General features: G+C 44.7%; 11 protein-coding genes. 3 read left to right on the top strand and 8 right to left on the bottom strand.

What is annotated here, in order from left to right:
- Positions 1-33: 33 nt before the first annotated feature.
- From rimJ to L4D05_RS06155, 3 genes are all read right to left on the bottom strand, one after another.
- A complete protein-coding gene (gene rimJ, locus L4D05_RS06145) occupies positions 34-612 on the bottom strand; it encodes a ribosomal protein S5-alanine N-acetyltransferase (RefSeq protein WP_428793349.1) in 579 nt (192 codons plus the stop codon).
- A gap of 133 nt (positions 613-745) precedes the next feature.
- Complete coding sequence (tyrR, locus tag L4D05_RS06150; RefSeq protein WP_428751890.1) at positions 746-2287, bottom strand: transcriptional regulator TyrR; 1542 nt, start codon at positions 2285-2287, stop codon at positions 746-748.
- A 119-nt stretch (positions 2288-2406) separates the two neighbouring features.
- Entirely contained in the window at positions 2407-2739 is a 333-nt protein-coding gene (locus L4D05_RS06155) for an STAS domain-containing protein (protein WP_428751888.1), read from the bottom strand.
- Positions 2740-3001: 262 nt separating this feature from the next.
- Here L4D05_RS06155 and L4D05_RS06160 point away from each other — a divergent pair, with 262 nt between their 5' ends.
- The gene (locus L4D05_RS06160; RefSeq protein ID WP_428751887.1) at positions 3002-3874 is read left to right on the top strand and encodes a DMT family transporter; all 873 of its coding nucleotides are present in this window, start codon (positions 3002-3004) and stop codon (positions 3872-3874) included.
- Positions 3875-4216: 342 nt separating this feature from the next.
- The gene (locus tag L4D05_RS06165) at positions 4217-5929 is read left to right on the top strand and encodes an alkaline phosphatase family protein (RefSeq protein WP_428793350.1); all 1713 of its coding nucleotides are present in this window, start codon (positions 4217-4219) and stop codon (positions 5927-5929) included.
- Positions 5930-6034: 105 nt separating this feature from the next.
- Here L4D05_RS06165 and glpD read toward each other — a convergent pair whose 3' ends face one another.
- Positions 6035-7564, bottom strand: a complete 1530-nt coding sequence (gene glpD, locus L4D05_RS06170; RefSeq protein ID WP_428793351.1) for a glycerol-3-phosphate dehydrogenase — start codon at positions 7562-7564, stop codon at positions 6035-6037.
- A 397-nt stretch (positions 7565-7961) separates the two neighbouring features.
- On the opposite strand from glpD, the gene glpK reads away from it, so the two are divergent.
- Positions 7962-9467, top strand: coding sequence for a glycerol kinase GlpK (gene glpK / locus L4D05_RS06175; RefSeq protein WP_428751884.1), 1506 nt, complete (start codon positions 7962-7964; stop codon positions 9465-9467).
- A 315-nt stretch (positions 9468-9782) separates the two neighbouring features.
- Here the strand turns inward: glpK and L4D05_RS06180 are convergent, their stop codons facing one another.
- From L4D05_RS06180 to L4D05_RS06195, 4 genes are all read right to left on the bottom strand, one after another.
- The gene (locus L4D05_RS06180) at positions 9783-10544 is read right to left on the bottom strand and encodes a DeoR/GlpR family transcriptional regulator (protein ID WP_428793352.1); all 762 of its coding nucleotides are present in this window, start codon (positions 10542-10544) and stop codon (positions 9783-9785) included.
- Between the two features lie 104 nt (positions 10545-10648).
- Positions 10649-11299, bottom strand: coding sequence for an HAD family hydrolase (locus L4D05_RS06185; protein WP_428751882.1), 651 nt, complete (start codon positions 11297-11299; stop codon positions 10649-10651).
- A gap of 116 nt (positions 11300-11415) precedes the next feature.
- Positions 11416-12333, bottom strand: coding sequence for a pseudouridine-5'-phosphate glycosidase (locus L4D05_RS06190; protein WP_428751880.1), 918 nt, complete (start codon positions 12331-12333; stop codon positions 11416-11418).
- Complete coding sequence (locus L4D05_RS06195; protein ID WP_428793353.1) at positions 12327-13418, bottom strand: PfkB family carbohydrate kinase; 1092 nt, start codon at positions 13416-13418, stop codon at positions 12327-12329. Before L4D05_RS06195 ends, L4D05_RS06190 begins: the two co-directional genes overlap by 7 nt.
- Positions 13419-13582: the final 164 nt, after the last annotated feature.

Below are 13582 nucleotides of genomic sequence, written 5' to 3' on the forward strand. Positions count from 1 at the left end.
GCTGATTCTCCAATATTTACTGGCTGTCCAATATTAACTGGCTCTCCAATTAGGGTTAATCAATGCCGTCTGGATATGATCCTCCCATTGATCGTTTATCAGCAAGTAATCACTTGCATAGCCCTCTTTTTGAAACCCCATGGCATTAAGTACTGCGGCACTTCGTTCATTATGAGGCATATAACTCGCCGCAATGCGATGCATATTTTGCACATTGAACATATAAGGAATCACCATGGCGAGAGCTTTGCGCATATACCCATGGCCTTGGGCATTTTCGGCTAACGAGTAGCCTAAATTACATGAGTGAAGTGGAAACCTGACAAGATTGCTCAGCGACACCGTGCCCTTCATCTCTTTTGAATCCGTATCGAAAATTAAGCAATAATAGGCAAGCCCGAGTCGGTGTAACTCTTCCAGCTTAACCAACTTTGCTGCCCAAGTATCCGCTCGATAAAAAGCGGAATCTCGCTTAGGCTCCCAAGGTGCTAGAAACGTTTTATTTTCCTGAAAATAGTTGGATATTGTGTACGCATCTGAGGGTTTGGCGGTACGAATCAGCACATTCCCATCACGGCAATGTATTCCCACCGCCGAGCTGCTATCTTCCATTATAACTCCCTGATATTTGACAATAATTGGCGAGATCAAATGCCTTACCAGCGAAAGTCGCAGTGCCATTTGCTAGGCCACTGACGACTTTACACTATTGCGTGTGTTTTATTAGCGTCCGACGCCTTCAACATCAATTCTTGCGAATGTTGTAATCACGCAATTTGTTAGCAATGGATGTATGTGACACGTTCAGCCGCTTTGCTAATTTTCGACTCGATGGAAATGACTGGTACAGTTTCTCAAGAATTCTAGACTCGTAGTCCTTCATCATGTCATCTAATGAGCCGTCTAGATTCAGGTTCGCACCGCTTGTCGCCACTGACTCCAGCTTAGGTAGCTTAAAGTCTTCAATCTGCAAGGTATTACCACTAATTTGAGTCAATGCTCGTAGCACCGAGTTATCGAGCTGTCTCATGTTACCCGGCCATGGGTAACTGCCGAGATCCTTTACCAGTGTCTCTGTGCATTGTGGCTTAGCAATCGCCAACTTTTGACTGTGTTTTGCAATAAATAAGTCTAGCAATGGTGCAATATCGCTCGCTCGCTCACGCAGTGGTGGAATCGTCAGCGTCAGTACGTTGAGGCGATAATACAAGTCTTCTCTAAATGCCCCCTGCTCCGCTAAATCCGCTAGATTGTGACGAGTGGAAGCAATAATTCTCACATCTACGTGTACTTCATGTTCTTCACCCACACGTCTGAACGTACCGTCTTGCAAAAACCTTAACAGCTTAATTTGCAGATGAGGGCTCATTTCACCAATCTCATCTAGCAATACTGTGCCACCGTTCGCCTGCTCAAAAATACCTTTATGACCATGCTCGTGATTAAAAGAACCAGGCGCATGACCAAACAACTCTGTTTCAGCCACGTCATCAGGCATAGAAGCACAGCTCAGAACCAAGAATGGGTTAGATGCACGGTTTGAGCGACTATGGCAAGCCTTCGCCAGCATTTCTTTACCTGTCCCCGTATCCCCTTCAATCAATAAGGGTTGATCTAACATGGCCAATTTCTTTGCCTGACTCATCAACGCTTTATGACGGTTTGAGACACCGACGAAATGCTCAAAACCAAGGGTATTATTGTCAGACAGTGACTCAGAAACAATCGCCGTGCTACTTGGCTGAATACTCATTACAGCGCTAGCTAGCACCGTCTCATTGGATTCACCCGTAATGTATACAGGCAAAATCTCCATCCAGTAATCCATGCCATCAACAACAATCGCTTGTTTCTGGCGGCAAATATCACCCTCAATCCATTTTGAAAATTGAAAACTCGGTAACAAATGAGAGATATGTTGTGCGATGGCTTCTTGCTCACTTTTTCCAAGCAATTTTAGTGCGGCGTGATTCGCCATATCGACAGAACCTTTCAAGTTAATAGAAAGCACCGGATATGGAAGATTAGTTAGCAAAGAAACCAACTCAGTGTTATGCCTTTCACTAGGCATAAATTGGATCTTTCGAACATCTTTAACACCTGAAATTCGTCTAATTTCCGCCATTAGATCGCGAAATGTATCAAAATCAATATCTGGGCAGTTAAGATAAATTATCCCCGTAATGTCGATTTCTATGCCACGTAAATCAATGCTTCTGGACGCTAAAATGTCCAATAACTCACGAGTCAATCCGAGTCTATCTTCACATAAGACTTCTAAACGCACTGGGTATTCCTACTGAAAGTGTCACGAAAAGTTGACAGTTAGTGTGTATGACAACGTATGTTACGTCAACTAAAACCACCCTCCTCGAGTACGAAGTGGCTTGTTTGTATTCAAATTGATCACCCCATGTCCGCCACTGCGTGATCAATATCACGATAGATATTCAATAGCTGGTCGACTTTAGTCAATTTGAATAAATTGAGTACCGAGGGGCTTTGGCTGATGATAGACATCTCTCCAAAGTCGTGGGTTTTATGTAAAGCCATGATCGTCCCAAGTGCACTGCTATCCATAAAAATCACCCCCGTTAAGTCAATGAGTAATTTGTTAGATGCGAGTTGCTCGAACTGATTAAGGTACTGGCGAAAGAGCGGAATCATTTTGGCATCAAATCGATTCGCTTGTACCTCTATGACTGTGAGAGAATCATTGCTATACAAAAAAAACGCCATACTGTACTCCCGCTCACCAGATAGATATCACCACTTCCTCTATTACTATAGGATGCCCAACACAAGTGCACACAGTTGCATTTGTGGTTTTTAATGAAACGTTGATCAATCGCATGCATTCACTCTGGAAATAAATCCCCTTGTGATGCAAAGCTCACTCAATAGGTTAGGCTGTCACCAAAACCCTCTTTTCTACGGGATTTTAGATGGAGTCTTGTCGCCAAATAGCGCAAAATAAACAAAAAACCAAGATATCTTCGTTATGGCTAACCGTTTTCGCGCTGAATTTATATTAATCTTTACCACTCTACTTGCCGGAGCTGGCTGGGTCTTCTCCAAAGAGGCAATACAGGGACTCCCTCCTTTTGGTTTCATTGGTCTACGCTTTTTGCTGGCATCGCTGATCCTATTGCCATTTTGTTTAAAAGCCCTTAAAACAACCAGCTTCAAGGATGCTTTACGCGCTATGGGGGTCGGTAGTGCGCTTGCTCTTTCCATCTTTTGTTGGATTCATGCCATCTCGATAAGTGAAACTCTGGGTGAAGGAGCATTTATTATGAGCCTTTCCATGTTATTCGTCCCTATGGTTGCTTGGGGGCTATTTGGCAATAAACCCGTGCGCGCATTCTGGTTATCACTCCCCATTGCACTCGTTGGTTTATTTTTGCTTTCTTGGAATGGCGGATGGCATGCACAGACAAGCCACCTATGGTTTTTAACAGCGGCTGTTGGTCTTGCCGTGCACTTCAATTTAAACAGCAAATATTCAGCACGTCTGTCACCGATGCTATTAACAACATTTCAGCTTTTTTCTGCTGGTTGCTTCGGGCTGATCCTTTCTTTTTGCGTCGAGTCATGGCCTGAGGTTATTTCAACAGAAACGTGGACATGGTTTGGATTGAGTGTTGTGCTGGCTACCAGCTTACGTTATTTGATGCAAACTACGGGACAAAAATTCGCACAACCGACCAATGCGGCGCTGCTCATGCTTCTTGAGCCAATATGGACACTGATATTAAGTATCATCATTTACTCAGAGCCAATGCCACTCAACAAAATAGTTGGGTGCGCGATACTGCTAGGTTCACTCATTTTCTATCGCCTTAACTCCATGAGAATGAGTAAAGCGGTTTAGTACATTTTTCTATCGGCACCTTAGGCGGTGCCGAACACCACTGCTCTCTGCTCTCTGCTCTCTGCTCTCTGCTCTCTGCCGAGCATAATCGATATAACTTTAAAGCAAGTAGAATCCGATACTATCAATATCGTTTAGTTATCAGATAGATCGGAGCAAATTATCGCCATTATTCTCCCGTTCTCATCGAAACTCTCCTAAGCTAAATCACATGCTGCTGTTTAATTATATTCAAGGGGCAGACACCGTTCGCTCCGGTCCAGCAGCATTTTTATCATTACTTTATACTCGGTGATCTGGCTTAAATATCATAGTGAACCGCATCCTTCTAAAGGAAACCTTATGCCTACTAATGAACATTTATTACGCCTTGCAAGACATACCACCATTATCACAACTGCAGCTCTTGCAAGCTTTACTCTGCACGCAGCTCAGTCTCCGAAACTCGTCGTACAGATTACCGTCGATGGACTAAGAGCCGATTTGATCGAGCGCTTCAAAGACAACTTTGGCGAAGGTGGTTTTCGTTATCTTATGGATGAAGGTGTGTATTACACTAACGCCAATTACCAACACGCTAACACCGAAACTATTGTTGGCCATGTTTCTCTAGCCACTGGCGCACCACCTTCGGTGCACGGTATGGTCGGTAACGTTTGGTTTGATCGAAATCTAAACCGTTTGGTGTATAACGTTGAAGATCCTAACTACGCGATGCTAACGCAAGGTTCTGGGGTCAATAAAGCGACAGAGATCGACCCTACACAAAAAACCGCACAGGGAGATGGCCGCTCACCAGCCCCTATTTTGTCTTCAACATTTAGTGATGAGCTGACCATTGCCAGCAGCGGTCAATCACAAGTGTATTCTGTTTCCGTTAAGGATAGAGGTGCCATTTCTCTCGCTGGTCATGCTGGAAAGGCCTTTTGGTTTTCCAAAGCTCAATCAGAGTTTGTCACCAGTGACTATTACTATGATGAAACACCAGCATGGGTAACGAAGTGGAATGAAAAATCGTTCCCGGATCGCTACTCGGGCAAAAAGTGGCAGTTATCTTTGGATCAGGAGGCTTACTCTGTTATAGAGCATAATCAAGATCACAAAGTCGAATTGGCGGGCTTTCAAAGAACCTTCCCACATCCCTATGGTCCTGCATCCTTCCAATACTATTCAACAATGTTAACGGTAAGCCCAGCAGGGGATGAAATCACTGCTGATTTCGCCAACACATTAATAGCAGAGAAAAAGTTAGGCCAAGGTAATAGCACCGACTTTCTTGCTGTGAGTTTCTCTTCAAACGATTACGTCATTCACCTCTACGGCCCTTCTAGCTTAGAAACGGAAGACAATCTTATCCGTCTTGACCGAACGCTGGCGACTATGTTCGAATCCATCGATAAGTCCGTTGGCTTAGATAACACATTAATCGTCCTTTCTGCCGATCACGGCGTACCTGAAGCGTCACCGACTACAAATCAACTGGGTCTTAAGCAACCGTTCTATTTTCAAAAAGATGCGCTCTGGCAGTCCGGATTGGAAGCGAGACTAAAAGCAGAATTTGGTTTAAACAAAGATGTGATTAAGCTCTATGCCCAGCCATACATCTATCTTGATCATGTGATGATTAAAGAAAAGAAATTGGACTTAGCCAAGGTGCAAAAAGCTGTTGCAGAGGAAGTGGTAAAAATTACCGGAATTTCCAGCGCAGTTACCAGCAATGATATTGCAACCAACCGAGTCGCCGATACGAGAGTGAATCAATTAATTCGAAACAACTACCATCCATCTCGTTCTGGCGATGTCTATTTGGTTTTCGACCAAAGAACCTATATCAATGATATGGATGGGCTTACGATAGCATCTACTCATGGTTCACCATGGCGATTCGACACTCACGTTCCGGTGATTTTTGCTGGAAATCAGTTGAAAGCACAAACGGTCAATAGAGCGGTGACGCCTTACGATATTGCACCAACGCTGTCTAACTATCTCGGTATTAGTACACCAAGTGGCGCGACAGGTGACGTATTAATTGAAGTCGTAGACGATAAATAGACGGACACGACGAGTAACAGTAATAATGCCGCTAGTAAAATAGCGGCTTTATTATTTATCGAAGCTCTAAAAAGCAACCGTCATTCATAAACAGCAGCCGTAGCATCAGCCCACGGATTTCAAAGATGGTCGAGCACGTTTTAGCGCCACAGAAGCAATGTAGTCTGTTAAGGCATTAAATTGAATACTATCTATCGCCAAACCTAACTTACCACGGCGCCATAAAATATCCTCAGCAGTCACAGCCCATTCTGCATCTAATAGGTAATCGACTTCAACTTGATACAGTCCTGCACCAAATTCCTGTCCTAAATCATCTATCGCCTGCTTGCCTTCTAATAAGGTATAGATCATGGTTCCATAAGCATGTACCCATCGCTTAACCAAAGACTCGTCCATCCAGCGATGTTCGCTCATCACCTCGGCAACTAAGCTTTCGCGATTAGAGAAATTGCCTCCGGGTAGTGCTGCTGTTCGGGTCCACTCTGGTCCCATTTTCGGAAAAAATGGCGCAAGTTTATCGACAGCCGCTTGTCCCAATTTTCGATAGGTGGTGAGCTTACCACCGAAAATGGACAGTAATGGCGCATCATTGAGTGGGTCATCTAACTCAATAGTGTAGTCTCGTGTCACCGCCTGAGGGTCGTCTGACTCATCATCACATAACGGCCTAACACCTGACCACGTAGTAATAATATCGTCAGCGCTAATTGAACTCTTGAAATGCTGATTGACCACATCGCACAAGTAGGCAACTTCACTATCTTCGATAGTCACTTCGCTAGGGTTACCCTGATATTCAACATCCGTCGTTCCCACTAATGAGTAGTGCCCCATATAAGGAATGACAAACACAATCCGGTTATCTTCATTTTGTAAAATGAACGCCTTGTCACCACTGTACATACGAGGTACAACAATATGACTGCCTTTCACTAAGCGAATACTGCGAGGCGAAACCATATCAAGCTGACGGTCGAAAAAGCGGTCAACCCAAGGTCCAGCGGCATTCACTAGCGCCTTACAACGTACGCTTGACACGTCTCCAGTCAAACTGTGTTCAATGTCAATTTGCCATTCGTCATTACTTCGCTGCGCGTTAATGCATTTTGCTCGGGTGTGTATCTCCGCCCCTTTCTCCCGCGCCAATTTGGCATTGGTTACGACTAAACGCGCATCGTCGACCGCGCAATCGGAGTACTCAAACCCCACTGTCATTTCTGGTTTTAACGGGCTGTCTTCAGCCGAAAATTTCACACTGTTGCTTCTGGCCAAAGACACGCGTTTGCCTAAAGTATCGTACAAAAATAGTCCGGCTCGAATCATCCATGCCGGACGTAGGTGCGCGCGATGAGGTAGCTGAAAACGAAGAGGGGAAACAAGATGTGGGGCATTTTTTAATAACACCTCTCTTTCCGCAAGCGCTTCTGACACTAAACGAAACTCATAGTGCTCTAAATAGCGCAATCCGCCATGAATCAGTTTACTACTGGCGGATGAAGTTGCTGACGCAAGATCATTCATTTCATAAAGTGCAACTTTCAACCCACGACCTGCGGCGTCCGCAGCCACAGCAACACCATTTATTCCGCCGCCAATCACCACTAAATCATACATTTTTTCTGAGACACTCATCTTTGCTCACCCTTTATCGAAACCGAATAATGCGCACCAATGTTCGTTTAACTAACTATAATGCTCGAAAACGAAAAGATCGAGCATTTTGTACACTTATTTGTCTTCCTTAAAGTGAACTTGTGTTTTGTCACACTTCGTTAATACTTAAGTATTACAAGGCTAATTTTGCGAGATAGGTAAAAGCAAATTTTCTGAAGAATTATTAAAATATCTGCAAATTAATGCTCATATGGTCGATAACGAACATTTAATTGATGCAGTGGCCACGTATTAACTAAACGTGTAAACAACTTTTTTCGCCCTGCCTGCAATCACCTAATACGGTGCGATATCGAGTTCTATTAAGTAGCTAATAGTCCAACCTAATCCCACAAAAACTAAGAACGAGAATGGTATGAACAAGCCTAAAAACGTCGTCGTCGCATTAGATCAAGGTACGACTAGTTCGCGTGCGATCATCTTCGACCGCGACGCCAACACGGTGTGCTCAGCACAAAGAGAGTTCACTCAAATCTATCCTCAGCCAGGCTGGGTCGAACATGATCCTATGGAGATATGGGCGACACAGCGCTCGTCATTGACCGAAGTGCTTGCTCAGGCAGATATCGCCAATGAAGATGTTGCCGCCATAGGCATTACTAACCAACGCGAAACCACCATTGTTTGGGACAAAGAATCCGGTCAACCCATTTATAATGCCATTGTTTGGCAATGTCGCCGCACAGCCAACTTTTGTGATCAGCTCAAGCAAGATGGCCACGATACCATCATTAACCAACGCACCGGACTGGTCGTTGATGCGTACTTTTCTGCCTCCAAAATTGCTTGGATACTCGACAACGTCGAAGGGGCTCGTGAACGAGCAGAAAAAGGCGAATTACTATTTGGCACTGTGGATACTTGGTTAGTGTGGAAACTCACTCATGGTAAATCTCATGTGACCGATGTCAGTAACGCTTCACGAACCATGCTATTTAATATTCATACGTTGCAGTGGGATGACACACTTCTTGGCATTTTTAATATCCCTAGATCGATGCTTCCCGAGGTCAAATCAAGCAGTGAGATATATGGCTACGCACATATTGGTGGAGGGACAGAAGACATTCCAATCAGTGGCATTGCCGGCGACCAGCAAGCTGCACTTTTTGGTCAACAGTGCTTTAAAAAAGGCATGGTAAAAAACACTTACGGTACTGGGTGCTTCCTATTAATGAACACAGGTACAACCCCCATGGCCTCTAAGCATGGGCTACTCACCACGATTGGCTACCAAGTTGGTGACAGCGTGACCTACGCGTTAGAGGGCAGCGTCTTTATGGGTGGAGCAACCATTCAATGGCTGCGCGACGAATTAGGCTTAATTCGTGATGCACAAGACACACAATATTTTGCAGAAAAGGTTGATGACACGAATGGCGTGTACTTAGTGCCTGCATTTGTTGGGCTAGGTGCCCCGTATTGGGACCCGCATGCCCGTGGTTCTTTAACGGGACTCACTCGAGGTACCAATCGCAACCACATCATTCGCGCTGCACTTGAATCCATTGCCTATCAAAGCCGCGATGTGCTTCTTGCGATGGAAGAAGACTCCGGCATCAAGCTGAGCCAAATCCGTGTCGATGGCGGTGCGGTTGCTAATGATTTCTTAATGCAGTTTCAAGCCGATATTATGGGCAGTAAAGTCGTTAGGCCCGTTGTACGTGAGTCCACTGCATTGGGCGCGGCGATGTTAGCAGGACTTGCTACAGGCTTTTGGCAAAGCCAAGATGAATTGGCTGATAAAAAAGAAATTGAGCGCGTCTTTCGCCCGGCAATTGATCGCCAGCAACGTGACGCTCTCTACCAAGGCTGGGAAGATGCTATCGGCCGAACCAAATCCTCATCCCGAAACGTTTAGCGATGCAGACAAGGCTTGACTAGAACCTAAATAAAACCGTTTTACTCAACCCAAAATAAAAAAAGCCTTGCTGCATTACACAGCAAGGCAACATCAGTACGGTGCCTAATCAGTACCATGTCTAAGTTGGATGCGCGACCGAGTTGAAAGTGGACCATCAACTGCTCACGTGGGTTATTACATCACATCCATCTTTGTCACTACAGCAGATAACTTGATCAATAGATGTCAAAGCTACTGCATTTAATGAGTAATTGTATCTAAATATAAAACGGCGACACCGTTAGTATTGAAATATCGGCAAACAACTCACGTTTACTCGCATACGTACCAATCGACGTCACTTTGTTCCATAATATCAATGAGCTCTTGTGGCGGCTTTTCATCCGTGAAAAACGCATCAACCTGAGAAATGTGCCCCAAATTGACCATGGCTCCACGGTTAAATTTCGTGCTATCAGCTGCTAGTAAAGTTTGACCAGAACATTCCATAATAGCTTGGGCAATACGCACTTCCGAAAAATCAAAGTCGAGTAGACTCCCGTCTTCATGGATCCCAGAGATACCTAAGATGCCAAAGTCTAGACGAAACTGTTCAATGAACTCTTTCGCGGCTTCACCAATAATGCCACCATCTTTATTGCGGATCTGTCCACCAGCAACAATGACGGTGAAATCATCTTTTACTCGTAAAATGTTCGCGACATTGATGTTGTTTGTCACTACTTTGAGATCTTGATGATTCAGTAGCGCGAAAGCGACTGCTTCTGTCGTTGTACCGATATCGATAAACAACGACGAGCCATTGGGAATTCGACAAACCAACGCGTTGGCAATACGTGTCTTTTCTTCCTGATAATGGACCTTTCTCGCAGAATAGGCTTCATTTTCAGTACTTGAATGCAGTGATGCGCCGCCATGATGACGCGTTACTAATCCCTGTTTAGCTAAATCATTTAAGTCACGACGAATGGTCTGTGGGCTAACCCCAAATTCGTCAACAAACTCTTCGGTATTAACAAAACCGCTTTGTGTCAGCATCGCAAGAATTTCGCGATGGCGCTGCGTTTGCTTCAAAACGTCACTCCACTATTTCCATGAAATTCAATTATATACCCAAGTGACCTCAAGATGCAGAATTCATCACACCTTCGAAGAAATTGTTTGGGTACCGATACAAATTACTTTGATAACTCGAGGTAGACTGAAAATAGTGATTCATGCGTATGTGGATTCAAAGCACGAACCTCATCACAAGGTTCTACTAAATCGAGAATTTGGTAGGTTTTCATCGTTGCCGCCATGGCCGATTTTACACCATTATTAGAGTCTTCAAACGCTAAGCAAGTCTCTGGTGCAACACCTAGTCGTTGTGCCGCGAGTAAGTATATTTCCGGATGGGGTTTACCATGTGTCACTTCGCAACCCGTGGTGATATTACTAAAATAACCATCTAAACCTGCGAGCTTAAGCTTCACCTCAGCGACATCGCGCTGAGTCGATGTCGCAACGGCCAAAGGAATGTTCTTCAACGTCAACCAATCAAGCAATGCAATGGCACCCTTTTTTACCGGAATCGCTTCATGAAGCACCACAGCATCATAGTTTTTACGCCACTCTTGATGGATCAATTCATAATCAATCACATCTTTGTAGCCCTCAGTAAGGCGAGTACGAATCGTTTTCGCATTACAGCCAATGATCGAAAGGTACAGCTCTTCAAAAAACGGTACTCCAAGCGTTCGGCAGGCTTCGCTAAATACCTTCTTACATACATTCTCAGTATCGAGTAACAAACCATCCATATCGAAGATTGCAGCTTTAAACATCATAAGGCTCACTTAACTAACAAAATTGCTAGCATTTTGCCTTAACTCTTTGATGATTACTACCGCAGGTCCTGTAAGCAATTTGCTACGGTATCGGGTTCAGCACTGCCTAGTATGTGCTAACTTTGACAGTATTGCTTGGCAATCTCTGCGCCTAATCTAGCATTATTGAGTACCAATTGAATATTTGAATCCAAACTGTTTCCACCAGTCAATTCACAAACGCGAGCTAATAAAAATGGCGTTGACTCTTTACCACATATACCTTGATCGTCCGCTTCCGCTAGCGCCTGTTCAATAACCGCGTTAATGTGTTCAACAGGCATTGCAAACTCATGGGGTATTGGATTAGCGACCACAACTCCCCCCGTTAACCCCATCACCCATTTCGCCTTTAAGGCGGCCGCGATTTGTTCTGCGCTATCAAGACGATAATCCACGCTGTGCTCACTTTCTCGAGTATAAAAGGCTGGCAAACTGCTTGTCTGATAACCAATCACCGGAACGCCCTGTGTTTCAAGGTATTCACGAGTCAGTGCCAAATCTAATATTGATTTGGCTCCTGCACAAACTACGGCAACATCCGTATTGGCGAGCTCTTGAAGATCGGCTGAAATATCAAACGTTTCTTGAGCGCCTCGATGTACCCCACCAATACCGCCCGTCGCAAACACTTTAATGCCTGCCATTTCGGCAAGAATCATAGTAGCGGCGACTGTCGTTGCACCATCTTTTTTGCCCGCGACCATAAACGGAATATCACGACGACTTACTTTGGTCACCGCTGTACCCGCTTGGCCAAGGTGGGTAATTTCCGCCTCACTCAATCCTACTTTAAGTCGCCCTTCTATAATGGCAATGGTTGCTGGGGTCGCGCCTGAATTTCGGATTGTTTGTTCCACAAGTAATGCCGTTTCTACATTACGAGGATAAGGCATGCCATGAGAAATGATGGTCGACTCTAGTGCTACGACAGGTCGATTATTGGCTAACGCGTCGGCAACTTCCGGTAATATATCTAAATAGGTGTTTAACATGCTGCTTCCTCAATCAGGCGTGTTACCGCTCTTTCTGACATAATAGTATTGATGGTCGAATTGGACTGTAGTGCTAACCTCGCTGCACCTAACGCAAAGTTCACACTCTGTGTCCAATCCCAACCGGAAATAAATCCGTGTGTCACACCGGCCATTAGGGCATCCCCCGCTCCGGTCACATTATTCACTTCAACGTCTTGTGCTGGGATAAATTGACCAACACCCTCACAACTAGAAAACGCGCCTTGTCGTCCTAAGCTAATCAGTAATTGCTTTATCCCTTTGTCATGTAGCCGTTTAGCCAATTCAGGTAAATTATCTACATGGCTTAGCGTATAATCCGCCAAAAGCTCCGCTTCAGATAAGTTGGGCTTTAAGGTATGAATATGATGAAGGTAGGGCGTAAGTTTCGTTGCTTTCACGCTAGAAACAGGATCAACCAATATCGGTTTATCAGCGTGGGCATAGAACAGATAGTCCAAAGCACTTTCGCTTAGGTTAGCATCAAGGACAATCGCAGAGGCGCAATTAAGAATATTGGCTCGTTTAGCTAATAGTTCTCCGCTCAGGACATCAATTAATGACATATCATTGAGTGCCAGTTGTAGCTCTCCGGCGGGGTCATGGATCGATAGATAAGTACTGGTTGGCTTACCCGCAACTGTCAGCACATGCTCGATCCCAATACTCGCTTGTCGACATGCATCCTTTAATTGCTCACCCCACAAATCATCCCCAACGACACCAATAAATTCGACTTTACTGCCTAAGCGGCTAAGGTTATCAGCGATATTTCGTGCCACCCCTCCGGCACTCGATGTCAGGGCACCAGGATTGGAGTCCCCCATAATAAGATCAGCGGTCGAACGACCACACAAATCCATATTTGCTCCACCTACAACCGCAACATATCGCTCCGGCGCGATGACGTATCCTTTGCCATGAATAAACCCTTTACGAGTTAAATTCATAATATGACCTGCGACCGCGCTGCGGCTAAGTCCCAGTTGCTGCGCCAAGGTTTGCTGGGCAATCATAGGGTCTTGCTTGATCAGTTCTAGAATCTGTTGCTCACGTTCCGTCATAAACATATGTCCGCATAGCCAAACATTTGTTTGTTACATTAGCGTCTAAAAAACAACCAAGCAAACGTTTTCGCTTTCAATATCATTAGCTTGATAGCGAGATCACAAGTAAAACATGCAACTTCCTGTTTATTGGTTTACATCATTGAGTGAGAAGTTGATCA

Origin of the sequence: Vibrio nomapromontoriensis (assembly GCF_050337205.1) — a bacterium.
Lineage (GTDB): Bacteria > Pseudomonadota > Gammaproteobacteria > Enterobacterales > Vibrionaceae > Vibrio > Vibrio nomapromontoriensis.

Excerpts from the sequence above, each read along its gene's own strand:
- L4D05_RS06160 (WP_428751887.1), top strand. The coding sequence starts at position 3,002 with ATGGCTAACCGTTTTCGCGCTGAATTTATATTAATCTTTACCACTCTA.
- L4D05_RS06155 (WP_428751888.1), bottom strand. The coding sequence starts at position 2,739 with ATGGCGTTTTTTTTGTATAGCAATGATTCTCTCACAGTCATAGAGGTA.
- L4D05_RS06190 (WP_428751880.1), bottom strand. The coding sequence starts at position 12,333 with ATGTTAAACACCTATTTAGATATATTACCGGAAGTTGCCGACGCGTTA.
- glpD (WP_428793351.1), bottom strand. The coding sequence starts at position 7,564 with ATGAGTGTCTCAGAAAAAATGTATGATTTAGTGGTGATTGGCGGCGGA.
- glpK (WP_428751884.1), top strand. The coding sequence starts at position 7,962 with ATGAACAAGCCTAAAAACGTCGTCGTCGCATTAGATCAAGGTACGACT.
- L4D05_RS06165 (WP_428793350.1), top strand. The coding sequence starts at position 4,217 with ATGCCTACTAATGAACATTTATTACGCCTTGCAAGACATACCACCATT.
- L4D05_RS06185 (WP_428751882.1), bottom strand. The coding sequence starts at position 11,299 with ATGATGTTTAAAGCTGCAATCTTCGATATGGATGGTTTGTTACTCGAT.
- L4D05_RS06195 (WP_428793353.1), bottom strand. The coding sequence starts at position 13,418 with ATGACGGAACGTGAGCAACAGATTCTAGAACTGATCAAGCAAGACCCT.
- rimJ (WP_428793349.1), bottom strand. The coding sequence starts at position 612 with ATGGAAGATAGCAGCTCGGCGGTGGGAATACATTGCCGTGATGGGAAT.